At 65.4% G+C, this 24,699-nt stretch carries 19 protein-coding genes; 11 read left to right on the top strand and 8 right to left on the bottom strand.

What is annotated here, in order from left to right; genetic code table 11:
* Positions 1-161: 161 nt before the first annotated feature.
* Positions 162-4,235 carry a PKD domain-containing protein gene (locus RDV64_RS19455; RefSeq protein WP_309196620.1) on the top strand — a complete coding sequence of 1,358 codons (4,074 nt, stop codon included), beginning with the start codon at positions 162-164 and terminating at the stop codon, positions 4,233-4,235.
* On the opposite strand, the gene RDV64_RS19450 is transcribed toward RDV64_RS19455, so the two are convergent.
* Positions 4,210-5,571 carry a TAXI family TRAP transporter solute-binding subunit gene (locus RDV64_RS19450; RefSeq protein WP_309196619.1) on the bottom strand — a complete coding sequence of 454 codons (1,362 nt, stop codon included), beginning with the start codon at positions 5,569-5,571 and terminating at the stop codon, positions 4,210-4,212. The two genes, RDV64_RS19455 and RDV64_RS19450, sit on opposite strands and share 26 nt — an antisense overlap.
* Positions 5,572-5,724: 153 nt before the next feature.
* On the opposite strand from RDV64_RS19450, the gene RDV64_RS19445 reads away from it, so the two are divergent.
* The 7 genes from RDV64_RS19445 to RDV64_RS19415 all read left to right on the top strand — a co-directional run bounded on the left by RDV64_RS19445 (position 5,725) and on the right by RDV64_RS19415 (position 13,365).
* A complete protein-coding gene (locus RDV64_RS19445; protein ID WP_309196618.1) occupies positions 5,725-6,318 on the top strand; it encodes a sulfotransferase in 594 nt (197 codons plus the stop codon).
* 184 nt (positions 6,319-6,502) lie between these two features.
* Positions 6,503-7,585 (top strand): glycosyltransferase family 61 protein, encoded by a 1,083-nt coding sequence (locus tag RDV64_RS19440; protein ID WP_309196617.1) that lies wholly within the window; start codon positions 6,503-6,505, stop codon positions 7,583-7,585.
* Between the two features lie 131 nt (positions 7,586-7,716).
* Complete coding sequence (locus tag RDV64_RS19435; RefSeq protein WP_309196616.1) at positions 7,717-8,556, top strand: 2OG-Fe(II) oxygenase family protein; 840 nt, start codon at positions 7,717-7,719, stop codon at positions 8,554-8,556.
* A gap of 125 nt (positions 8,557-8,681) precedes the next feature.
* Complete coding sequence (locus RDV64_RS19430) at positions 8,682-9,680, top strand: BMP family ABC transporter substrate-binding protein (protein WP_309196615.1); 999 nt, start codon at positions 8,682-8,684, stop codon at positions 9,678-9,680.
* 45 nt (positions 9,681-9,725) lie between these two features.
* The gene (locus RDV64_RS19425) at positions 9,726-11,282 is read left to right on the top strand and encodes an ABC transporter ATP-binding protein (protein ID WP_309196614.1); all 1,557 of its coding nucleotides are present in this window, start codon (positions 9,726-9,728) and stop codon (positions 11,280-11,282) included.
* Positions 11,279-12,391, top strand: coding sequence for an ABC transporter permease (locus tag RDV64_RS19420; RefSeq protein ID WP_309196613.1), 1,113 nt, complete (start codon positions 11,279-11,281; stop codon positions 12,389-12,391). Before RDV64_RS19425 ends, RDV64_RS19420 begins: the two co-directional genes overlap by 4 nt.
* On the top strand, positions 12,391-13,365 hold the full coding sequence (locus RDV64_RS19415) for an ABC transporter permease (protein WP_309196612.1): 975 nt from the start codon (positions 12,391-12,393) through the stop codon (positions 13,363-13,365). Before RDV64_RS19420 ends, RDV64_RS19415 begins: the two co-directional genes overlap by 1 nt.
* A 13-nt stretch (positions 13,366-13,378) precedes the next feature.
* On the opposite strand, the gene RDV64_RS19410 is transcribed toward RDV64_RS19415, so the two are convergent.
* The 7 genes from RDV64_RS19410 to msrA all read right to left on the bottom strand — a co-directional run bounded on the left by RDV64_RS19410 (position 13,379) and on the right by msrA (position 21,116).
* Entirely contained in the window at positions 13,379-14,272 is an 894-nt protein-coding gene (locus RDV64_RS19410; RefSeq protein ID WP_309196611.1) for a PfkB family carbohydrate kinase, read from the bottom strand.
* Positions 14,273-14,424: 152 nt separating this feature from the next.
* The gene (locus tag RDV64_RS19405) at positions 14,425-14,712 is read right to left on the bottom strand and encodes a DUF1294 domain-containing protein (protein WP_309196610.1); all 288 of its coding nucleotides are present in this window, start codon (positions 14,710-14,712) and stop codon (positions 14,425-14,427) included.
* A 2-nt stretch (positions 14,713-14,714) separates the two neighbouring features.
* A complete protein-coding gene (locus RDV64_RS19400) occupies positions 14,715-15,773 on the bottom strand; it encodes an alpha/beta hydrolase (protein ID WP_309196609.1) in 1,059 nt (352 codons plus the stop codon).
* A 119-nt stretch (positions 15,774-15,892) separates the two neighbouring features.
* Entirely contained in the window at positions 15,893-17,941 is a 2,049-nt protein-coding gene (locus tag RDV64_RS19395) for a hypothetical protein (RefSeq protein WP_309196608.1), read from the bottom strand.
* 160 nt (positions 17,942-18,101) lie between these two features.
* Positions 18,102-19,268, bottom strand: coding sequence for a VWA domain-containing protein (locus tag RDV64_RS19390; protein ID WP_309196606.1), 1,167 nt, complete (start codon positions 19,266-19,268; stop codon positions 18,102-18,104).
* Between the two features lie 37 nt (positions 19,269-19,305).
* Entirely contained in the window at positions 19,306-20,313 is a 1,008-nt protein-coding gene (locus RDV64_RS19385) for a Gfo/Idh/MocA family oxidoreductase (RefSeq protein ID WP_309196605.1), read from the bottom strand.
* Positions 20,314-20,510: 197 nt separating this feature from the next.
* The gene (gene msrA, locus RDV64_RS19380; RefSeq protein ID WP_309196604.1) at positions 20,511-21,116 is read right to left on the bottom strand and encodes a peptide-methionine (S)-S-oxide reductase MsrA; all 606 of its coding nucleotides are present in this window, start codon (positions 21,114-21,116) and stop codon (positions 20,511-20,513) included.
* 148 nt (positions 21,117-21,264) lie between these two features.
* On the opposite strand from msrA, the gene RDV64_RS19375 reads away from it, so the two are divergent.
* The 3 genes from RDV64_RS19375 to RDV64_RS19365 all read left to right on the top strand — a co-directional run bounded on the left by RDV64_RS19375 (position 21,265) and on the right by RDV64_RS19365 (position 24,693).
* Positions 21,265-22,212: an ABC transporter ATP-binding protein gene (locus tag RDV64_RS19375; RefSeq protein ID WP_309196603.1), complete on the top strand. Its 948-nt coding sequence runs from the start codon at positions 21,265-21,267 to the stop codon at positions 22,210-22,212.
* Positions 22,209-22,970 carry an ABC transporter permease gene (locus RDV64_RS19370; protein WP_309196602.1) on the top strand — a complete coding sequence of 254 codons (762 nt, stop codon included), beginning with the start codon at positions 22,209-22,211 and terminating at the stop codon, positions 22,968-22,970. Before RDV64_RS19375 ends, RDV64_RS19370 begins: the two co-directional genes overlap by 4 nt.
* A 184-nt stretch (positions 22,971-23,154) precedes the next feature.
* Positions 23,155-24,693, top strand: coding sequence for a sensor histidine kinase (locus RDV64_RS19365; protein WP_309196601.1), 1,539 nt, complete (start codon positions 23,155-23,157; stop codon positions 24,691-24,693).
* The last annotated feature ends 6 nt before the right edge of the window (positions 24,694-24,699 follow it).

The raw sequence follows: 24,699 nt of genomic DNA, 5'->3' as shown, positions 1-24,699 counted from the left end.
GGTTGGTGCTTTTTTCTCGCAAAATATTGACGTATTCCGGCATTTAAAGCGGAGCCTAAGCGCGTAGATCGCAGCGATTGCTGTCGGGTCCGGATGATGGTTGCAAGGTGCAGGTGGTGATGCCGTTTACGACCAACTCTCCTGTCTCTGGTGGAAGCTTGTTGCCGGACGGCATCACGCCGGTGGGCGGCATTGTGCTCGACCTTATCGGCACAAGCGGCGTGCGCGTCATCAGCCAGATTGCGGCGAGCGATCTGTATGTCGGCTATTTCGGCGCAAACCCCGGCCTGATCGGCATCCAGTCCGGGTTCACTGCGGCGGCCATCAACGCGCTCGGCGGCGGCATCGCGGAAGCATCGGTGCGCTTCACCATCGATGATGGCGACACCGCCCCCGGCAATTTCGATGACAATGACAACACGCTGCTGATCAACAACATCGCGTTCGGCAACTTCAGCGATGTGCGAACGGTCGTGACCGACGGTGCGGGCAACGTCCTGGGCGCGGAAGGAACCGGCTTTCCGAACGGACAGCTGGCCACAGGCTTTTTCCATCTGACCGAGCCGAGCGCGCTGTCTGCCCTGTTCGAGAGCCTCTTCGAAGGTGCGGTGACGTTTGCCCTGTCCGACACCGACCCCGGGGACAATTTCTTCGACTTCACCCAGGGGATCGACGGCGAGCTGGTTGACGTGGGGCAGGGGCCCAACGTGTCGCCGGTGATCGAGCGCATTTTGTTGCCCGAAACGATCGAGGAAGGCAGCCGCTACGCCGTCCGTGTCGATGCGACAGACCCCGATGAGACGACTGGCGGTCTCACCTACCGTTTCGACATTGATGGCGACGGCGTGTTCGACGCCGAAAACACCACAGGCATTGCCCGTTTTACCGCGTTTGACGATCTGGACGGGTCGGTGCTGGTGGAGGTTGCCGATGCGCGCGGCGGGCTGACGCGCCAAAGCATTGCGCTCCCCATCGAGAATGTCGCGCCATCCGTGGTGCTGGACCCGGTGACGACCGTCGCTTCCGGCGGCACTGCCGTCCTGTCCGGCACGATCACCGATCCGGGGCTTCTCGACAGCTTCACCGTCGAGGTCGACTGGGGCGACGGAACGACCACACCCTACGAGATTCCGGCCAGTGCCGTCGGCGCGCAGGAATTTTCGTTCACCCACCGTTACGCCGGCGGCAAGGAAAGCAAGTCCTATCCCGTTTCGGTGACCGTGCGCGATGACGATGGCGGAACGGCGGAGGCCACCACGTCAGTCCTCGTCCAGGTCGAGACGCCGACCATTGTGCTCGCCCCGCTGGAGACCACGCGGGAGGGGGAGGCGGCGCTGTTGTCCGGCACGGTGACCGGGTTGAACGGCGTCGAGCGTTTTGTGGTGGAGGTGGACTGGGGCGACGGCACGGTCGAGCGCATTCCCGTTTTTGCCAGGGACAAGGGCGTTTTCAGCGCCACCCACGTCTTTGCTGCGGACGATCCCACACAAACCGCGCTCGACCGGTACCCGGTGACCGCGCAGATCATCAGCCCCGGCGTGCGCGTGAGCGACGGCGAGACGGCTGCGGTGCGCAACGTCGCGCCTGTGCTGCGGCTGGATGACCTTGCCCCGGTGGTGGTCGGCGGCGTGCTCACCTTGTCCGGCGAATTGGTCGACCCCGGCTTGGGTGACAGCTTTACGATCGGCGTTAGCTGGGGCGACGAGACGAGCAGTTCGCTTGCCCTCGACGCGTCGGCAGCGGGGCGGCAGCGTTTCGAACTCGAACACCGGTTCGAGACCACCACGCCAACCGGGAATGTCCCGATCCTCATCACCGTGCGCGATGACGACGGCGCAGTGCGGTCCTACACGCGCACGGCCTCGGTGGAGGCTGACCCGCCGCAGATCGCCCTGTCCAAACCGTCGGCCGTGCAGGAAAACGGCGTCGTCACCCTGAGCGGGACGATCACCACGGTGACCGACCCCGGCCCGTTCGCCGTGACCGTGGTTTGGGGCGACGGCGTCAGCGAGACGCTGCTGTTCGATCCGGCCGAGCAGGAGACCGACACCTTTTCGCTGTCGCACCGCTATCTGGACGACAAGGCTTCCGGCGCCGACCGCTATGCCATCACGGTGAGCGCCGAAGGGAGCCACGGGGCAGGCTCCACGGCCACCACGTCGGTCGCCGTTGCCAACATTGCGCCGACATTGCGGCTTGCGCCCGTGGAGGATATCGGCCCCGACGGTATCGCCACCCTCACGGGCACGGTGATCGATCCTGGCCGTAACGACACGTTCACCGTGCGGATCGACTGGGGGGAGGTGGGCAGCGCCACCCGGTTCGAGACGGTGACGCTGGGGCCGAGCGCCACCGGCCGGCAGACCTTCGAACGCCGCCATGCGTACGACGACGCCACAGGTGCGGACCGCTACAACGTGGTGGCGACCGTGGTGGACGACGATGGCGGGCAGATGCGGGCAACGCGCACCGTCGAGACCAGCAACACCGCACCGACGCTGACGCTGGACGCTGTGGGCGCACGGTACGAAGGCGGTGTCGCCATCCTGCGCGGCACCATCGCAGACCCCGACAACACCGGCCCGATCGTCCTTGCCGTCAACTGGGGCGACGGCGAGGCCAACAGCGTGCAGACCGTCAACATCGACGTCGGCCCGGAGGGGCCGCGGCAGTTCACGCTCACCCACCGCTATCTGGACGATCCCCTCAGGCAGCCCGGTGATCTGTTTGCCATCACGGCGAGCGTTCGCGACAGGGAAGGGGACACGGACGCCGAAACCACCAATGTGCGCATCGTCAACACGGCGCCCACCCTCATCGCGCCGCTCGGCAGCAATATTGCGCCGGGCGATACGGTGGCGGCCGCAGCGCTGGTTGCCATCAATGGCCAGTTTCGCGACTTTGGGGTGCGCGATGCCCACACCGTCGAGATCGACTGGGGTGACGGGCAGACCGTCTGGTCCGATACCATGCCGGGGCGCTCCACCCAGGTGGTGGACAATGGCGGCAGCGGGCAATTTGCCGCCGGCCACCGCTACGCTGCGGGCGGGTTCTACACCGTCACGGTTGCCGTTCACGACGATGATGGCGGCCAGTCTCTCAACCGGAAGCGCATTGCCGTGGAAGGGGTGGGGCTCGGCACGGACGGCGCACTCGATGTGATTGCCGGCGATGAAGCGGCCGTGATCAACATCTTCGGCGACAGCGCGGTGCGGGGACGCCTGATCGGCGAGCGCCCCTCGCTGCAGGACACCGCCGCCTCGCCCTTCCTGACCGTGACCACCGACATTCCGCGCGCATTCAGCCAGTCGGTCGCCTCGAGCGCGGTAGAGACTGTGAATTTCTTCGGCTCAGCGCTGGCGGACACCGTCAATCTTGCGCCCAGCGCAAAGGTTGCGGCCACCATCCATGGCAATGGCGGCGGAGACAGGCTGTTTGGCAGCGTGCGCGGCGATCATATCATGGGCGACGGCGGGGGCGATCTGATCCTCGGCCGGGAGGGGCTTGATACAATCACCGGCGGCACCGGCAACGACAGCCTTTATGGCGACTTCGACGCCATCAAGTTCGGCGCCTATGCGGATCTGGTGCGCGGCGGCGATGGCAACGACACGGTGCTTGGCGGCGGTGGCAACGACACGCTGACGGGGGACGCGGGCAACGATTTTCTTGCCGGCGGCGCGGAAAGCGACCTTGTGATGGGCGGCGCCGGCGCGGACGTTATCTTCGGTGACGGCGACACCTTGGCCCCGGCCTCGGTGCAGCCGGTGTCACCCATTGCCAGCACCGGGTCAGGCCCTTCCAGCAGCAACGGGAGCGGCGCGGATCCGCTGCCGCGGGCGGCCACCAGCGTGGTGGACGGGTCAGACTGGCTGGTGGGCGGCGATGGCAACGACAGCCTCTACGGCCAGAACGGCTTCGATTCCCTCAATGGCGGCAACGGCAACGACGTTCTGGACGGCGGCAACGGCAACGATGTCCTGCGCCTCGGCGCGGGGGCCGACCGGATCGTCTTCCGCGCTGGCGACGATGCCGACACGGTGTTCGACTTTGGCCCCGGCGACCGGATCGACCTGCGCGATCTTGGCCGCAGCTACATCGACAACGTGCGCGATGTGCTGGCGCGCACGTTCGCCGATGGCGAGGACACGGTGATCGACCTTGGTTTCGGCGACAGCCTGCGGCTGCTGGATACCGCGCGCGGCGAAATTAACGCGGACGATTTTTTGGTCTGATTGCGGTGTCCCGGTCGCCGAACGGGTCGGCGACCGCCGGCGCCTGTCCGCCCTGCTCTCCGCTTGCCACCACCAGCTGGCGGTGATTGAGCGTGGACGCTGCCACCTGCCAGGCAAAGGAGAACGACACCAGCGAGCGCTCTTCAATCCGGTCGTTGTCGAGGTCGACGATGACCTTCTCGAAAATGTCGAACAGCTCGCGGCGGATGCGGCCGAACTCGCCGTCCGTGGAGGCAAGCTCTGCGCGGCCGATAATGTCGACGATGGCAAGATTGTAGTGGTCGGCCCGGTTCTTTCGCGCGCCCGCCAGCCAGATCCGCGCCTGCCACAATCCCGAGATCAGGAGCGCGAGCGCGGTGACAGCCAGCGCCATCGGCTCGGCATATTCCACGATGAAGAGCGGGTCGTCCTGACTGTAATAGAGTTCCGCGCCGGGGTGGATGCCGAAGGCCAGGCGGTCATCGTCGCTGGGGGCGGCAATGAAGGCCGCCTGCGGGATCTGGCGGACCATCCGCTGGCGGTTCTCGAACAGGGCGCGGGTGACGGCTTCCACCGTCCCGTCGTCGAGCGCGCCGCGGGCGGCAAGGAGGCTCTGCACCGTCACCACGGGGATCGGGCGGGCGGGGACCGGCCTGTCGCCCGAATAGGTGCCGGTGGGGACGATTGCCGCCGACAGCGCCGGGTCGAACAGGGCAATGGCCTCCGCCTGTTCGATGGGGACGAGCTGGGTCGGCGTGCGCTCGATGATGTCCTCGATGGTGTCGTTGCCAAGGGCAATCACCATGAAGAATGCGTCGATCTCGCCAATGGCGATGGCATCGGCGTGTTCGGCAAGGGTGCCGTAGGCGATGGTAAGCGCGTCGAACGGCACTTCGTAGTGGCGCAGGAGGTGGGCAAAGAGCGCGTTGGAGCCCGACCCCTGGGGCATCAGCCCCACGCGCTTGCCCCGCAGATCCGACACCGATTCGATGCCAGACCCTTCCCGGCCCACAAGGTGGAAGGCTTCCGGAAACAGGCGGGCCACCACCAGCGTGTCGGGCTGCACCGCGGTATCGGACTGGATGAGCCCGAAATCGGCCTCGCCGGCGTTGAGGCGCGCTGCGTTCTCGTTGGCGCCGGCTGACGGGAGGATGACGAGATCGGTGACGTTCTCGGCCGTGAAGGTGGTGTCCATCGCGTTGGCGAACGCGCGGTAGGTGCCACCGTCGGTTCCGGACGAGATTCGCAGCGGTTTTGCCTCGAATCGGGTCAGTCCTGCGAAATACGCCACAGGCACCGCCACAACGAGAATGCCGAGGACGAGGACGACCAGAGTCCGGGGTGTGAGCGTACGCATCTGGCAAGGCTACGCGATTCATTATCCGAATGCGCGCGCCGACCGCCGTCGACAACCGATTCTTGACAAGCGTGACCTCTTGGCAAATGAAGGTGCCGTCGCGGCGCAGGCACCAGAGGTTCGCCGCAGTTTCCAGGAAGCGTGGAGTATCCCTTGGCCAACGTTAAAGTCTTTCAGATCGGCTTCAACAAATGCGGGACGCGCTCGATGTTCCAGCTGTTCCGCCGCAACGGTCTGGCCGCGATGCATTGGGACAAGGGCGAGGTGGGCCACGCCCTGCGCTACAATGTCGTGACCGGCCACCGCCCGCTCGAAGGCCACGAAGACTTCGTGTTCTACTCCGACATGATGGGCCCGCGCGGCCAGCCGATCTTCGAGGGTCATCTCCAGTATAAGGCGCTCTATGCGGCCTACCCGGATGCGTTGTTCATTCTCAACACGCGCAATATCGACAACTGGGTGAAGAGCCGGATGCGCCATCCTGACTTCGTGCTGCGCTTCAACCGCAGCTATGGCCTTGAGGGCAACGAAGCCGTCGAGAAGCTGTGGCGCGAGATGTGGGACGCCCACCACAAGGAGGTTCGCGCCTTCTTCGCCGACAAGCCCGGCCAGCTTCTGGATTTCGACATCGAGACGCAGGGCCCCGAAGTGATCGCCGACTTCGTGAAAGAGCACTACACTCTCGACCCGCGCCACTACGACCACATCGGCAAGGCGCCGGACAAGGAAGACACCGCCGCGGCCTGAGCCCGGCCTTCGTTGATTGCAACCGGGCGGGGCGCTCGCCCGGTCCGGGCCGGCCCGGCGGGTCGTGCGCCAGAGGTGTCGTTCTTTGTTTCTGAGTCACAAGGCAGACCTCCGCCTTTTTCGGCCGTACCACCTCTGGAAGCGGATGCGCCTGCCTGTGCGCGGCCCGCGCGAGCAACCGAGCGTGGCCGAGGTCATCGACTGTGCTGCCGACTCCAGGCGCCTGCGCAAGCTGCACGGCCTCAAGATGGCGGACCTGCGCACCTCCGTGACCACCCTGATTGAAGACGGGGAGAACCCGCTGCTGCGCCATCCGCTGGGCGCAGCGTTCGAGGGGACCGAGATCAACTGCGTCTCGTTCGGCTACAAGCGGCAGGCGCCGCTGTCGCTCTGCCGCTACGACGACGTCTCGCTGGTGGGCAACGGCCAGATGTTCACCCTTTTCCGCGGCAACGAGATCGACCAGGAGAGCACTGCGCTCTTCCTCGGCTTTCCCGATCTCACGCCCGAAGGCATCACCCACATTGAAACCGGCGCCTATTGCGACGACCGGTTCCGGCCGGGCAACCCCTGCCATTTCATGGTCGACAGGCTGCCCCGCGTCACCTTCTACACAGCGCTTGCCGGCCTGGCGCAGAAGGACTGCGTGATGTTCGGCGAAATGCCGCCCTACGCTGCCTATGTCCAGCGTCACTGCGCGCCGGACGTGACGATCCTTGCCGAAAACAGGCACTACCACTTCAGGACGCTGTATCTCTTCAACACCTGCGCCAACCCGCAGGGGCATCCGTTCTTCTACATGAACCAGATGGCGCGCGATGCCGTCATTCCCGCGGTCACGACGGATCTGCCTGCCGGGCCGAAGGGGCGGCGGATCTACATGTCGCGCTTTGCCACCGAACGGCGGCGGCTTCTCAACGAGCGGGCGCTGGCGGACCGGCTGGCGGCGCGCGGCTTCGAGATTCTGGAAATGTCGGCGCTTGCGCCGGAGGCGCAGCTTGCAGCCGTGCGCGAGGCGGAGTGCATTGTTGCGCCGCACGGTGCGGCGCTGGCCAGCGTGGTGGCGGCAACGCCGGGCACCAAGGTTGTGGAGCTGTTCAACCCGCTGAAGGGGACTGCCGTTTACGGCGGGATGGCGGGTGCCGTCGGCGCACCCTACACGCCGGTGTTCGGCACACCGGTGGCAGACGCCAAGAAACCGTTCTCATGGACAGTGGACATCGACGCGGTGCTGGCGGCCATCGACGGCCCGGCGACCCTTGGCTGAAATCCAGCATACAACTGACGGCGTAGAAATTGATTGCGCCTTTGATTTTCTGACCGCGATAGTGCTCTAGGTCTTTACGGTCAGCCATGTTCCGCCCGCGGGCCGGATCCATTGCCGAGGAGACAACCGCCATGTTTTCCATCGAACGGGTCGATTTTCGCGATCCGAACGCGCCCGAGCAGTTCACCCGCTCGCTGCGCGAGACCGGTTTTGCCGTGTTGGAGGGCCACCCGATTTCGCCCGAGCGGATCGAGGCTGCGTATGCGGCGTGGGGCGGCTTCTTCAATTCGGAGGCCAAGGCGGACTTTCGCGGCGCGGACGGATCACCCGAGGGTTTTTTCCCGTTCCGCTCCGAAAACGCCAAGGGCGCGAAGGCCAAGGACCTCAAGGAGTTCTTTCAGGTCTACCCGGCCACAAAGCTGCCGGAGGACGTGGCGGACGTCACCCGCGGCCTTTACGCCGATCTGGTGCTGATGGGTGTGACCATGCTGCAGTGGATCCAGGATTGTGCGCCGGATGATGTGCGCAACGCGCTGGCCGAACCGCTGCCGCAGATGCTGGAACAGAGCGAGCAGTCCATGCTGCGCATCCTGCATTACCCGGCGCAGGATGATGTTGTGGTGGAGGAGGGCGCCGAGCGTGCCGCCGCCCACGAGGACATCAACCTCATCACCCTGCTTGTGGCTGGTTCGGCGCCCGGCCTTCAGGCGCAGGATACCGGCGGCAACTGGCACGATGTGCCGTGCGACCCCGGCATGATTGCGGTCAACACCGGTGACATGCTGCAGCTTGCGACCGGCGGGGCGTTCCCGTCCACCACCCACCGCGTCGTCAATCCCGAGAGCGGGGGCGGTGCGCGCTTTTCCATGCCCATGTTCGTCCACCCGCGGCCGGACGTGGCGCTCTCGCCTGAAAAGACCGCTGGCGCCTATCTTGCCGAGCGGTTGCGCGAAATCGGCCTCGCAAGCTGAAGGGTTGGCCTTTTCCTTGCCTTCTGAAGCTTCGGGGTGGAGTGATGCGCCGCCCGCTGGTCAAACCGTTCGCGCACGATCTAAAGTCACTGTCTGAACGAGAAATCCTCAACCGGGAGATGGGTATGTTGAAGTCTTTGATGGTCGGCGTCGGCATGGCGGCTATGGCGACGGGTGCCATCGCGCAGGATGACTTCAAGCCCGCCGTCGTGTTCGACCTCGGCGGCAAATTTGACAAGTCCTTCAATGAAGGCGTGTGGAATGGCGTGAAGCGGTTCATGGACGAAACCGGCGTCGAGGTGATGGAGTTCGAGGTCACCAACGAGGCGCAGCGCGAGCAGGCCATCACCCGCATGGCGCAGCGCGGTGCCTCCGTGGTGCTGGGCGTCGGCTTCAGCCAGGCGGACGCCATCGACAAGGTGGCGCAGGAATATCCCGACACCGAGTTTGCCATCATCGACGTGTCGTGGCTCGACCGGCCGAACCTGCGCCAGTACGCGTTCAAGGAGCATGAGGGCAGCTACCTTGTGGGCGTTGCCGCCGCCCTCGCCAGCGAAACCGGCACCGTCGGCTTTGTGGGCGGCATGGACATTCCGCTGATCCAGAAATTCCTGTGCGGCTACAAGCAGGGCGTGATGGCCACCAATGCCGACGCGACCGTGCTTGCCAACATGACCGGCACCACCCCGTCTGCCTGGAACGATCCCACCAAGGGCGCTGAGCTTACTCGCAGCCAGATCGACCGCGGCGCCGATGTTGTCTACCACGCGGCCGGCGGCACCGGCCTTGGCGTGATCCGCGCAGCGGCCGACCAGGGCAAGCTCGCAATTGGCGTGGACAGCGACCAGTATTCGGTGGCGCCGGGCTCGGTGCTCACCTCAATGCTGAAGCGCGTGGACAATGCCGCCTACGACACCTTCATGGACGCGATGAATGACGAGTTCACCGCCGGCGTGCAGATCCTCGGCATCAAGGAAGAGGGTGTCGACTACGTGGCCGATGCCGACAACGAAAACCTCCTGACCGCCGAGATGCGCGAAGAGGTGGACGCGGCCAAGGCCGCAATCGTCGCCGGCGAGATCGACGTGCACAATTACGACGACGACAAGGCCTGCCCGATCTGATCGGCGCGTGAGCGTGGACGGGCACAGCATCAGGCGGTCGGGGCAATGCTGAAGCCATCACCCCCGGCCGTCAGCCTTCGCGGGATTGTGAAGGAATTCGGCGCTGTGCGCGCCAACGACAGTGTCGACCTCACCGTGGAGGCCGGCACCATCCATGGCATCATCGGTGAGAACGGGGCGGGCAAGTCGACGCTCGTCTCCATTTTGTCCGGCCACTACAAGGCCGACCATGGCGAGATTGCCCTGTTCGGCAAGCCGGTGAAAATGCATTCCAGCGCCGATGCCATCGCGAACGGCATCGGCATGGTTCACCAGCATTTCATGCTGGTGCCCAACTTCACCGTCCTTGAAAATCTGATGCTCGGGCTCGCCAAGCGTCCGTTTCTGGCAGCCAGCACCGGCGATGTGCGCGCCAGGCTCAAAAAGTTGCAGGACGCCTACGGCCTCAACGTCGATCCGGATGCGGTGGTGGAAACGCTGCCGGTCGGGTTTCAGCAGCGGGTCGAGATCATCAAGGCGCTGATCGGCGGCGGGCGCATTCTCATTCTGGACGAACCCACAGGGGTGCTGACGCCGGACGAGACCGACCAGATGTTTCAGAGCCTCGGCGTTCTCAAGAGCCAGGGCGTGACGATCCTTCTCATCACCCACAAGCTGCGCGAAATCATGGCGATCACCGACAACGTCTCCGTCATGAGACGCGGCAAGATGGTGGCCCACCGCAAGACCGCCGAAACCACGCGCGAGGAACTGGCCGAACTGATGGTCGGGCGCACCGTGGTGCCGGTGCGCAACGAAACGCGCCACAAGGGCGGCGAGATGGTGATGGCCGCGCGCAACATTTCGCTGCGCGACGCGGCCGGCACGCTGCGGCTTGACGATCTTTCGCTGGAGCTGCGGGCAGGCGAGATCGTGGGTGTCGCAGGCGTTGCAGGCAACGGCCAGTCCGAGCTCCTTTCGGTGCTGACCGGGCTGCTGCCACCCACCAGCGGCACGGTGGAAACCGGCGGGCGCGTGGTCAGCGCTGCCGCGCGCACGGACCCGCGGGAAATGCGCAAGCTTGGCGTTGCCCACGTTCCCGAGGACCGGCGGCGCGAGGGCCTGGTGCTGCCGTTCGAGATGAGTGAGAACGCGGTGCTTGGATATCTCGGGGAGGCGCGCGGTGTGCGGCGCCGCTGGCTGCTCGACCGGGGCAGGATGCTGCACCGTTGCGCCGCGCTGATGAAAGAGTTCGACGTTCGGCCGCCCGACCCGCGCCTTGCCGCAGCGGGCTTTTCCGGCGGCAACCAGCAAAAGCTGGTGCTTGCACGCGAGCATGGCGCGGCGCCGCGTGTGCTCCTCGTCGGGCAGCCGACGCGCGGGGTCGACATTGGCGCGATCGAATTCATCCACCGCCAGCTTCTGGCGCTGCGCGATGCCGGTTGCGCCATCCTCCTCATCTCGGTGGAGCTGGACGAGATTCTGGCACTGTCGGACCGGGTGATTGCCATGAATGCCGGCCGCATTGTGGGCGAGGTGGCGGGCGCCGCCGCTGACCGCCAGACCGTTGGCCTGATGATGGCCGGCGTGCAGACGGCCCACGGCACGCGGATGGCCTCGTGAGCAAGGGAAACCTGCCGCGCTGGGTCGATCTCGGCCTCATCCCGGTCCTCAACCTGATGATGGCGTTTGCGGTCGCCGGGCTGATGGTGATGCTGATTGGCGAAAACCCGATCAAGGCCCTTCTGGTGATGATCGACGGCGCCTTCGTCTATCCGGGAAGCCTCGGCTACACGCTCTACTACGCCACCAACTTCATCTTCAGCGGGCTTGCGGTGGCCGTCGCCTTTCACGCCAAGCTGTTCAACATAGGCGGAGAGGGGCAGGCGATGATCGGCGGCCTCGGGGCGGCGCTCGTCTGCCTCGGCCTCGACGCCTACCTGCCGGGCATCGCCATTATCCCCATCGCCATTGTGGCAGCCGCGGCGTTCGGCGCGGCGTGGGCGTTCCTGCCGGGCTTTCTGCAGGCAACGCGGGGCTCGCACGTTGTCATCACCACAATCATGTTCAACTTCATTGCGGCCGGTGTCATCGTCACGCTTCTGACCGGACCGCTCCTGCGAGAAGGCCAGTCGACACCGCAGACGCGCGACTTCGCCGACAGCGCGACCTTGCCGAAGATCCACGAGATCGCCCGCGCTCTCGGCTTCGACATGGCGTCCTCGCCCCTCAACATCTCCATCATTCTTGCGCTGATTGCGTGCGTCGGGGTGTGGGTCCTCATCTGGCGCACGCCGTTCGGCTACCGGCTTCGCACCTTCGGGGAGAGCGAGCCGGCCGCGCGTTATTCAGGCGTCGGCGTCACGTCGATCATCATCATCACGATGTGCATCTCCGGGGCATTGGCGGGGCTGATGTCGATCAACGATGTGCTGGGCGCGCAGGAGAAGCTGCAGATCAACTTCACGTCCGGTTTCGGCTTTACCGGCATTGCGGTGGCTCTGATGGGGCGCTCGCACCCGGTGGGCATCATCCTCGCCAGCCTGCTGTTCGGCGCGCTCTACCAGGGAGGCGCCGAATTGTCGTTCGAATTCCGCTCCATCGACCGGGACATGGTGCTGGTCATTCAGGGGCTGATCATCCTGTTCTCCGGCGCGCTCGCCTACATGCTGGAGGCGCCGCTGTCGCGCGTGTTCGGCCGGCGGGCGAGCCTTCAGGGCGAGGCGGCGTGATGGCGGATTTCTGGCTCGATGCGATGCAGATCATGGCCAGCACGCTGCGCCTGTCCACGCCGCTGATCCTGTGCGCGATGGCGGGGCTGTTTTCGGAGCGTGCGGGCGTGGTCGACATCGGCCTTGAAGGCAAGCTTCTGATGGGGGCGTTTGCCGCAGCCGCGGCAGCCACACTCACCGGCTCGCCCTGGGCCGGGCTTGCGGCGGCAATCGGTGCCGGGGTGATCCTCTCGCTGATCCATGCCTTTGCCTGCGTCACCCACCGCGGCGACCAGATCGTGTCGGGCATTGCGATCAACATTCTGGCGTCCGGCCTCACCATCGTGATGGGGATTGCGCTGTTCTCGCAAGGGGGCCAGTCGCCCCCCCTGCAGCGCGACGAACGCTTCCCGCCGCTGGACCTGCCCTTCACCGAGACACTCCAGAACGTGCCGTTTCTTGGTGATTTTCTGGGCACCATGCTGTCGGGCCATAATATTCTGGTCTATGCGGCGCTGCTTGCCGTGCCGCTGACGGGGTTCGTCTTGTTCTCCACCGCGTTCGGCCTGCGCCTGCGCGCTGCCGGCGAGGCACCCGAAGCGGTGGACAGCGCCGGCTACTCGGTGGCGTGGCTCCGATACCGCGCGGTCATCATTGCCGGCGTCCTGTGCGGTATTGCGGGGGCGTACCTGTCCATTGCCCACGGCGGCGGCTTCGTGCGGGAAATGAGCGCCGGCAAGGGGTACATCGCGCTGGCGGCGCTGATCTTCGGCAAGTGGCAGCCGGTGCCGACCCTGTTTGCCTGCCTTCTGTTCGGCGCGCTCGAAAGCTCGGCCTCGCGCCTGTCCAACGTCGACATGCCGCTGGTCGGCGAAATCCCGGTCGATGTGATCCTGATTGCGCCGTACGTTCTGACGGTGGTGCTGCTTGCCGGCTTCTTCGGCAAGGCAATTCCGCCCCGTGCGCTCAGCATTCCCTACGTGAAGGAACGCTGAGCGACGCTTTCGGTCAGGCCGCTTCCCTGAGGGCCGAGCGGATGGTGGCGATGTCGTCCATGGAGGGGAGCGATGCTTCGTTGCCGAGGCGTTGCACCGCAAAGGCGGACGCCGCGCGGCCGAACTCGAAATGGTCCGCCCAGGAGCGCTCGGGGTTGGTGAGCGCCGAGGCGAAGTAGGCGCCGTGGAACACATCGCCGGCGCCCGAGGTGTCGATCACGTCGCCAGCAGGCACGGCGAGGGCGGGCATGGTGTGGGCCTCGCCGCCGTCCTCATACCAGACGAGGCCGCGCTCGCCGAGCGTCACGGCCCCCACCTTCACGCCCTTGCTGCGCAGATAGTCGAGCATGGCCAGCGGATTGAGCTGCATCTGCTCGCACATCCGCTCCGACACCGCCGCAACGTCGATGAACTCCAGGAGCGCGTCGGTGGTGGGGCGGGCCGATCCGCCGTCGAGCGAGGTGAGGACGCCCATCTCCCGGCACGCCTTGGCATAGTGAATGGCGGCGTCCGCCATGTGGCCGTCCACATGCAGGCCGCGGCAGCCGGTGAGGTTGAGCGTGGGGGCAGGGTGGATGAACTCGTCGTCCCGGCAGCGCACGATGGCGCGCTTGCCGTCCTTCGGCATGATGAAGGAGAGGCTGGAATGCTTCACCTTGCGCCCGTGCACCGAAACGCCGGCACGGGACGCCATTTCGAGAAACATGCGGGCAAGCCAGTCATCGGCCTGCTGGCACAGAAGGTCCGGCTTCAGCCCCAGCTTCGCCGCGCAGAAGGCCGACGTGGTCGCATTGCCGCCAAAGGCGACGGCGTAATCGTCCGCGATGGTCTTCTCGTCTCCCGTCGGCAACTGGTCGGCGATGAAGGTGATGTCGATATAGGCGTGGCCGATGAAGAGTGCCTCCATCACGCGTCTCCTGTGTGGTCGAGAGGAAGGCAAGCCAAAACGGGTCCTGCCGCAAGGATGCCGGGCGGACCCTGACAGCGCCCACACTCACCAAAGTTGCGCCCGAGTGCAATGGGTTGGCGTGCGACGGCGGCTCCGTGCGGCCGGTCCGCTCAGATCAGGCCGATGGCGTTCGCGCCATAAACCGCGATGGCGACGATCTGGACCCCCAGAATGGCGCGCAGCAGGGTCCGAAACGGCTCCTTGCGGGTCTTGTGGCGGATGCGGCTTGTCAGAAAGATCATCGCCGGCGATGCACCGAGAGCGGCAAGGGTCAGGAGCATCCGCTCCGGCACCCGGCGGCGGTCGGCGACGGCGGCGCGCTTGTCCGCCACAAAAACGAGACCGCCCGCCAGATTGACGGCGAGAAGAAAGCCGCAGAGCGCCAGCCAGAATGCCATGCTCAGACGGCTGCCGCAGTGGCTTGAGCGGTGGCCTCGAGCAAGGGCGGGCTGCCGATTTCGGCAATGGCCGCCACAATGCGTGCGGGCGCGGCATGGTGCGGCATGTGGCCCGTGTCGGGCAGCACGATGGCGCGCGCATGCGGCACCTCGCCTGCAAACCGGACCGATTGTTCGGCCGGCGCAAACACCGCATCCCCCGCGCCGGCAAGAAGGGTGATCGGCAGCGAAAGCTGGCTGTAGAACGCGCCGAGGCGCCCGACGGCCGGGGTGATCGCTTCGGCATCGGCAGCGGAGGCGGCAAGCTGGGCGGGCCGGCAGGCCAGCGCGATGGCTTCGCGCTCGCCATAGAGCGGCGGTACCGGCTGCGGGTCGAACATGGCCTTCACAAGCTGGTGGCTGGCGACGCGGGCAATGGACGGCGTGATGGTGCGCCGCGCAAACGCCGAGAGGACGGGGATGCGGGGCACCATGTCCACCGCGTCGATCAGCGGAGCGCCGGCATAATAGACGCCGCCCAGAAGCACCAGACCGCGCACCTTGCCGGGGCTTTGAATCGCAAGGGCGAGGGACGGCAGGACACCAAACGAGTGGCCGACGAGAATGGCATCGTCAACGCCGAGGCGTTCCATCAGCGCGCCGATGGTTAGCGCCTGCCGCTCCGGCGTCCACTGGATTTCCGAAGGGCGCGGGGTGTGGCCATAACCGGGGCGATCGAGCGCGATGACGCGGTGGGTGCGCGAAAGGAGCGCGACGAGCCCGCAATTGTGCCAGTCATCCAGCGAGGAGCCGATGCCGTGCACGAGGACGATGGCCGGACCGTTGCCGCCGCTGTCGGTGAAATGGCTGGAAGTGCCTGCCACATCGACGAACTGGCCGCGGGCGGGAAAGGCGCGTTCGGCACGGCGGGTGCGCTTGTTCTGGTGAAGTGCTGCGGCAACCGTCGCGGCGCCGGCCACGAGAAGCGCAGGCCCGATCCATTTGCGGCGGCGGTTTCGCCGCTCGGCCGGTACGGGTTCGAGGGAATTTTGCGGGGGGATGGGGGTGTTTGGGGTGGTCATGGCAACTCCGGACGTCGTGATCAAACACGCCGTCGCAACGAGGGTTCCGGTCCTTGTATCAGCAAGGGCCGGAACCGGGCAGCAAAGTCTGCCGCCCGGCAGCGTGGGACGGGGCCGCGTCAGTCGTTGGCGGTGATGGACAGCTTGAGGATGGTGGCGATCTGCGCCGGGGCCGTCATGGCTGCACCGACAAGCTGGGCAACCGGCACCGGCGCGCCGGGATCGGCCGTGATCGTCAGGCTTTCGGGGTTGGCCAGGAAGGCACGGAGCGCACTGCCGATGGAAGCCGCCAGTTCTTCGCCAGCCATCATGCCGGCCTGCATCTCCACCTGTGCGGCAATGCCGGACGCAAAGTCTTCGCTGGAGGCGCCGGACATCTGGGCGAACATGCCGACGAGCGCCGGAACGAGCCCCTCGTCGTCGTAGCGGACCCTGATGTCACCCACAGCCGCCGTCGCGATGGCCTGCTGCGCCATCGTGATGTTCTCGAAGATCGCGCGGGGAATGCCGCTGACGGAAGCAACCGCGTCGAACCGGCCGACACCCTCAATGGCGATCTTGTCATCCATGGAGACGGTCTGGCTGTCCTCGTTCCACTGTAGACTCACGGTGCCGTCGGCCTTCACCGGGTCCGCACCGATGGAGCGCAGCACCATCTGCGCGGGCATGAAGTCGATCTGGCTTGCGGGCATCGAAAGACCGTCGAGCGCGATGGCAATTTGCGTCGGAATGCCCTCGATGTAGCTGGACAGCGCCAGATTGAACTGGCCGAGATTGAACTCTTCGCCGGTGCCGCCCGGAAGCTCCACACGAAGCCCCGCAACCTTCATGCCGCCAAGGGCCGGCAGCGCCTGGAGGGTGGCCGGGATGTCGGGCATCCCCATCATCTGGGATACCATCATGGCCACGAAGTCATCGCGCTCGGGGAACACGATGTTCGAGACCTCGAACGTTCCGAGCGCACCGGAGCGCCCCTCGCCGGTCATGTTGCCGCCGGAGATGGCAAAGCGGCCCAGACCCTCGGCGTTCAGATCCTCGACGGCGATCTCGGCGATGCCACCGGTGATGTCCTGGCTCTCGACCGCAATGTCGCTGACAGTATAGCTGCCGACACCCAGCGCACCGTAGATGTCGAACGCCAGCATCAGCGGCGTCATCGGGTTCATCTCCTCACCGGAATTGATGGACAAAACCAGTGTATCGATGAGCTCAAGAAGCGGACCTGTCGACGGATCGACGGTAAAGCCGTTGCCCACGATGGGGCCGATGCTGAAACGGCCGATCTCGTCATCGTCGAACGTCAGCGACAGACCGTCCATGCGGAAGGTCTCGATCATGGGGCTGGGACCGGACAGGTCGCCGTTGCCGGTCAGAAGCTGGATGTAGGGGCGAACGTCGATCCCCGTTGCGGTGACTTCGCCATATTCGGCATGGAGGTTGACGTTCTTGGTCTCAAACGTGGCGTCCGCATCAGGCGCTGGTGCCGGCCCGGTTCGCTCGTCGACGGTCACCGGAACTTCGGTCTGCTGATCGATGCTAAAGGCGGGGTACACGACGTCGGCAATCTTGCCGTTGGCATATTGCCCCATGGTCAAGGGGCCGTAGCTGCTGTTCTGGGTATCCCCGTCGGTGGAGACGACCGAATCGACCCGCTCGACCTTGTTCTGCGCAAAGGACATGTCGACCGACCAGTCGAGAAGCGGTGCGAAGCGCGAGACGGGTTTGGTCGGGTCGTTGCTGATCTGCGGGAACTGGGTCCACGTCACGTCATCCAGCGCGTAGTTGACCAGCTTGGTGCTGTAGTTGAATTTCTCTTCACCATTGTCTTTGCCAATGATGGTGATCTCTGCGTTCGGCAGAACGATTGCCGACGCCCTGTACCCGTCGTCGGTCTGCTCGAGACCGGTGATGCGCACGGTGTCGAGGTTTGCGGTGGCGTCTGCCTCTGCATCGCTGCCTGGCGTCTGGAACTCTGCATGCCAGCGCATGCTGACGCCGTTGGCAATGATTGTATCGCCATCCGTGGTCACGCTCTCGACGGTCGCGCTTTCGGCGCCCAGGAGTGCTGTGTCCGTGAGGAAGGCCTCGACCGCGCTGGCCGGATCCATCAGGGCGGACGGTGCCGCATCCTGCGCAAGAGCCGGCAAAACACCGCCGCTGGCGATCATTAAAGCTGAAGCAAAAACAGTGGGCCGCATGAACAATGCCTTCGTTTTTGGATAACGTGCGGCGTTGTGGCATGGATTGTGCGGCTAAGAAAGGTTTCCCTGCCGTCAGGCAAGTCCTGCCAGCGGGGCGGGAGGCCGGTCCCGTGGCGGCCCCAGGCCTCTAGCGGAGCGCAGCAACCAGGTCGGCAACGCTTTCCACCGAGTGGATCGGCTTCATTGCCGTCACATGCGGCAGAAGCGCGCGAATGCCGCTGGCACGCGCTTCGAACCCGTCGAACCGCAGGAGCGGGTTGAGAAACAGGAGGCTGCGACAGGAACGGTTCAGCCGGTCCGCCTCGCGCGCGAGGATGGAGGGGTCGGCCTCACGCTCCAGCCCGTCCGTCACCAGAAGCACGATCGGGTTGCCCGACAGGACACGGCGCGACCAGTCCTTGTTGAAAGCAGCCAGAGATGGACCGATCCGGGTTCCGCCGGACCAGTCGGCCACCTGAGCGGAGACGCGCTCCAGCGCCTCGTCGGGGTCGCGCCGGTCGAGCGCGCGGGTGACGTTGGTGAGCCGGGTGCCGAACAGGAAGGTGGTCACGCGCCGCCGCTCGCCGAGCGCATGAAGGAAGTGCAGCATGATGCGCGAATAGTCGGTCATCGAGCCTGAAATGTCGCACAGCGCGACAATGGGCGGCGGCTTGATGGCGCGGGCGGTGCGCTTTGGCGAAATCAGCTCGCCACCGGTGCGCATGGCGCTGCGCATCGAGCGGCGCGCGTCGAATTTTCCGCGGGGGGCCGAAACACGCCGGCGCTGGGGCGTGCGGTCCTGCGCGAAGGTGAGGGCCAGCAGCGCGCGGCGGGCCTCCGCCAGTTCCAGCGCCGTCATCTGCGCAAAGTCCTTCGTGCGCAGTACTTCGCGGGCGGACGAGGTGAGCCGCGCATCCATGGTGACTTCGGTGGGTTCTTGCCGGTCATCGGCGCGCTTGGGCGTCTGCAGCGCCTGGGACACGCGGGCGGCGGCTGCACGGGGCTTCTGGTCCGGCGCACGCTCGTCGGCGACGGGCGAGAGCAGCTCCATCATCTTGTCGAGGAGGTTGCGGCCGCGGAAATAGGCGTCGAACGCGGCATCGAAGACGGCGAGCTGATCGCGCTTGTGGACGAAGACGCAGCGAAGCGCCGCATAGACGTCGTCGCGCGAGCCGACGCCGGCAGCCTCCACGGCGCGCACGGCGTCCACCGCATGGGCGGGACCGACCGGGAGGCCGGAATCGCGCAGGACGCGGGCGAACATTGCAATGTTTTCGGCGAGGCGCCCGCCGGTCGGCTCTGGTGTCTGGGTCACGCCTTGCGCTCTAGCAGATCTTCCTGGCGTGCGTCACTCATTGCGGCGTTGCGCCGAACGGCGAAATGGGCCGGCCGGCCGCGGCATAAAGCGCGTTCATGACGGTGATGCTCGAGACCGCTTCGGCGGTGGTCACAAGCTCCGCCGGCTGGCCGCGCAACGCTGCAACAAGCGTGGCCGGGCCATCCCCCGCCGTGGGCTTGCGGGTGTGCTCGATTGCAGTGCGGATGCCGTCCCGTTCGAAAAAGGCCTGGTCGTCCAGAACGGTTGCGGCGCCCTTGGTGCCTTGTGCGTGGAGGATGTAAGGCGGATCAGCCGGAACCCAGCCTGCCACAATCTTGATCTGCGCTCCGGACGCGCCGGTCAGGTGGCCGGTGCCGAAATGGTCCGGCCCGTCGATTTCGGCCGAGACGACAGTCAGCGGGCCGGCAAGCCAGTTGGCGAGGTCGATGGCGTGGAGGCCGAGATCGCCGAACGCCAGAACGCCAGCTTTTTCCGGCGTTTTCAACCATTCGAAACCGTGGAAGATGTCTCGCGCGAGCCCGTCGTGGGACACATGGAAGGTGAGGGCGCGCAGGTCGCCCAGCGCGCCGGAATCGAGCGCTGCCTTGATGGCGCGGATTGCCGGGACCTGCCGATAGAAATGTCCGGTGTGGAAAGGCACGCCGGCCGCGTCGATGGTGGCCGCCAGCGCCTTTGCGTCGGCAGTCGCGGCCGCAAGCGGCTTTTCGACGAACACGCCAATGCCGGCCTCCACCAGCGCCGGCACCAGGCTCATGTGCCGGTTGGTTTCGGCGCCGACAATGGCCGCCCGCGCCGCGCTGCGAAGGACAACCTCAAGGTCCGTGGTGGCCGTCGTGCCAAGCGCGTCGGCGGCTTTTTGCGCGCGCGCGGCATCATGGTCGTAAACGGCGACCACCTCGGCAGCGCCCTCGGTCTGCAAGGCTGCCAGCGTGCGGACAAAATTGCCGGTGTGCACATGTGCCGCGCCGACGATGGCCACCTTGGCGGGGGACTGCCCCGAAGCGGCAAAATGGTCGGTCATCGCGGCAGGTCTCCTCTGGCGTGCGTTGCCACTATGCCAGACGGACGACGAACGTTGGCGCAAAAGCGCCGCACCGGAAAATTCCTGCACTGCTTGCGTGCCGCCGGCACCGGGTAGTGCCGCCGGCACCCGGTAGTGCCCCCGGCACCCGGTGCGCCGGCGTTCAGCGAGCGCCGTGCCTGCCGAACGCCAACGGGTCAGGAACCTTTGGCGTCGCGCCAGACTTCGTCGATCCGCGCATCCCGGCCGCAGGAGTAGCGGTAGTAGCGATACCGCAGCGGGTTCTTGCTGTAATAATCCTGATGGTAGTCTTCCGCCGGATAAAACGGCGCAGCGTCCAGAACGGGCGTCACGACCGCGCCGTCCAGTGCCGCGTTGGCGTCGGCAACTGCGGCTTCCGCCGCGGCGCGCTCGTCCGCGTCCCCGGCAAAAATTGCGGTCCTGTAGCTGTCGCCACGGTCGCAGAACTGGCCGCCATCGTCCGTCGGGTCGATGTGGCGCAGGAGATAATCCACCAGGGTGCGGTAGGTCACCTTGTCGGGATCGTAGGAGATCTCGACGACCTCGTAGTGGCCGGTGTCGCCGTAGGTCACGTCCTTGTAGGACGGGTTCTCCAGCGCGCCGCCGGCGAACCCGGAGACGGTGGACAGGACGCCGTCCACCTTGTCGAAGTCAGCCTCGACGCACCAGAAGCAGCCGCCGGCAAAAACCGCGGTCTTGGGCTCTGCCGCGCTGGCGTAGCCTGTGCTGAACCCCAGCACGAGGGCAGTTGCGGTCGCGGCAATGCGGACGCGATCGATCATGGGAATACTCCAGCCATTTGAGCTCCATGTAGGAACGGCCAGCGGCCTGCAAAAGCCGATCACGAACATTTCAGGATCCCGGCGCGGGTCGTCCATCCGCGCGGGATATGTGGTAAAGCCGCGGCCAAACCGACCCGGACGGAGCAATATGCGAGAGACGATTTTGAGGGTGGCAGGTCTCAGCAAGACCTACGCTTCAGGCCATACGGCACTCGACGACGTGACGCTCGACATTGAAAAAGGCGAAATTCTGGCCCTTCTGGGCCCCAACGGCGCTGGCAAGACAACGCTGATCTCCATCATCTGCGGCCTCGTCCGTCCCACCGGCGGAACGGTGAGCGTCGCCGGGCACGACATCGTGAACGACTATCGCGAGGCCCGCCGGATGATCGGGCTCGTCCCGCAGGAAATCGTGCTGGAGCCGTTCGAGAAGGTGATGGACACGGTCCGGTTCTCACGCGGCCTGTTCGGCCTCAAAAAAGACCCGGCGCACATCGAAAGGCTGTTGCGCATGCTTTCCCTCTGGGACAAGCGCGACGCCAGCACCAAGGAACTGTCGGGCGGCATGAAGCGCCGCTGCCTCATTGCCAAGGCACTGTCGCACGAACCGAAGATCCTGTTTCTCGACGAGCCCACCGCGGGCGTGGACGTGGAGCTGCGCAAGGACATGTGGGCCATCGTCGGCCGGCTGAAGGAGGAGGGTGTCACCACCATCCTCACCACGCACTACATCGAGGAAGCCGAAGCCATTGCCGACAGGGTCGGCGTCATTTCCGGCGGCCGCATCCTGCTGGTGGAAGAGAAGGCTGCGCTGATGCAGCGGCTGGGGCGCCGCCAGATGCGTCTTCACCTGACCGAGAGCATCGCAGAGGTGCCGGCAAGCCTAGACCAGTACGGCCTCACCCTCGCCCAGGACGGGCAGGCGCTGGAGTACACCTACGCGGCGTCGGATACGGCCATCGGCACGCTCCTGTCGGACATGCAGGCTGCAGGCCTCGGCGTTGCCGACATCGACACGCACCAGCGTTCGCTGGAGGAGATTTTCGTGGAGCTGGTTCACAACGGAGACGATCACGCGAAGGGAGACGCACAATGAACGCGCGCGCCGTCTGGGCCATCTACCAGCACGAGATGATGCGAGCGATCCGCACTGTCGGCCAGTCGCTGATTTCGCCCGTGATCACCACTTCGCTTTATTTTGTCGTATTCGGCACAGCCATCGGCTCGCGCATCCAGATGGTGGAGGGCGTCGATTATGCCGCATTCATCGTGCCCGGTCTCATCATGCTGACAATCCTGACGCAGGCCGTCACCAACGCGGCATTCGGGATATTTTTCCCGAAATTTGTCGGCTCGGTCTATGAGCTGCTCTCGGCGCCGGTTTCCTTTCTGGAAATCGTGATCGGCTTCGTCGGCGCGGCGGCGACCAAATCACTCGTGATCGGCCTCGTCATTCTCGGCACATCGACTTTCTTCGTCGACCTTCATATCGCCCATCCGGTGCTCATGGTCGTGATCCTGGTGGTCACCTGCATCGTGTTTGCGCTGTTCGGGTTCATCATCGGCATCTGGGCAAAAAACTTCGAGCAACTTCAGCTTGTGCCGCTCCTGATCATTACGCCGCTGGTGTTTCTGGGGGGGAGTTTCTACTCGATTTCGATGCTGCCGCCGCTCTGGCAGAAGGTGACGCTTTTCAACCCGGTGGTGTACCTCATCTCAACGTTTCGCTGGTCCTTCTTTGGCGAGGCGGACGTCAACCTTGCGCTCTCCGCGGCCATGATCGCGCTGTTCACGGCCATCTGCCTGTCGATCATCTGGTGGATGTTCCGCACCGGATACCGGCTGCGCGACTAGGTTTCAGCCGCCGCGGGCCGCGCTTTCGGTCCGCGGCGCGCAGGCGGTGCGACCTGCCGTCGCGCTTCCGGAATTATAGCGCTTGATCGATTAGATCACGCACGATTTGTCGCCGGCGAATGCAATTACACCTTGTAATTTTTTGTCACCGATGGCTACCTCCTTAACTTGAGGGAGCCATTTTGTGCGTAATGTAGTGACATACGACGAGGCTTCGAGCCTCGATAGATTCGATCTTCCCCGTGTCTGGCTGATGAGAGCAGGCTGCATCTTCACTGCGGCCTTCTCGGTGTTCACGCTTCTGGGGTGGCTGGCGGGCTCGGACCTTCTGGTGCGCATTGCACCCGGCTATGTAGCGATGGTGCCGTCCACCGCCTTCTGTCTCGCACTGCTTGCCGGCGCGCTGCTGTCCGGCCGTGCGCCGCTGATGCTGGTGGCCGCCGCGGTGGCAACGCTGATCGGCGTGGTGGAGGCGCTCTACAACTTTGCCGGCTTCGAGGTGGGGCTGGATGCTGCGCTGCTGCCGGGCCTGTCGCCGGGCGACAAGATGGCATTCGGCACCACCGTGGGCCTCGTTCTGGCGTCCTACTGCATCGCAGCGCTGGCGCGGCCGGCGCTGTTCAAGCGCACGGCGTTCGAGGTGGCGGCCACCGCCGGGCTTGCGATGGCGGCCGTCGCGGTGGTCGGCTACATGTTCAACACCCAGTCGCTCTACGCGATGTTCCTGTTCACCGCGATGGCGCTGCACACCGCGCTCGGCTTCACGGCGCTGTTCGTGGCGATCCTCCTGTCGAAGCCCGATGCGAGCTGGGCGAGGGTCCTGCTGCAGGGCGGCATTGGGTCGGCAGGGGCGCGCCGCGTGCTCCCCATCGTCATCCTCGGCCCGCTGATCATCTGCCTCGTCGGCCTGACGGTGACGCGCACCGGCGTGTCCGACAGCAACTTCCGCCTCAGCGTCATCGCCATCACCATGATTGCGCTCATCGGCGCCACGGTCCTGCGCAACGCCGCCCGGGAGAACCGCGCCCAGCAGGAGCTGTTCGGCGTGATGAACAACCTCTACGAGACGATGGACAAACTTGAGTTCGCCAATGCGGAGAAGGAGCTCTTGCTGCGCGAGGTGTACCACCGGGTGAAGAACAACCTTCAGCAGGTGAACGCGATCCTGCGGATGGAAGCCCGGCAGATGAACGACCCGGCGTTAACCCGTAGCATGAAGCTGGTGGAGGAGCGGGTGGCCGCGATGGGCCTCGTCCACCAGCTTCTGGTCTCCTCCGACAAGCTGTCGCAGGTGCGGATGGACGAGTTCCTGCCGCGACTCCTGGGCAACCTTTCCCTCGGCAACGACCTCGTGCGCCGCAAGATCAAGCTGTCGTCATCGGTGGATCCGCACCAGATCAGGCTGGAGGGCGCGATCTCGGTGGGGCTGATCCTCAACGAGCTGATCATCAACGCCATCGAGCACGCGTTTCCGAACGACGCGGCGGGCACGATCACGATCAGCTACAGCGTCCTTGGCGACGGCGTGAGGATCGTGGTGTCCGACGATGGCGCCGTGGCGGCGCGGCCCGGCGGCGGCACCGCCATCGCCGGCTCGGGGATGAAGATCGTCACCGGGTTCGTGGAGAATCTGGACGGTGAGATGACGTTCACGCGCGACAACGGCATGACCGTCACCATCGACCTTCCGGCCGACTATGACGTCAGGGCGAGCGATGGTTGAGCGGGC

This window comes from Acuticoccus sp. MNP-M23 (assembly GCF_031195445.1).
Lineage (GTDB): Bacteria > Pseudomonadota > Alphaproteobacteria > Rhizobiales > Amorphaceae > Acuticoccus.
This window is presented reverse-complemented; position numbering and strand designations above follow the sequence as displayed.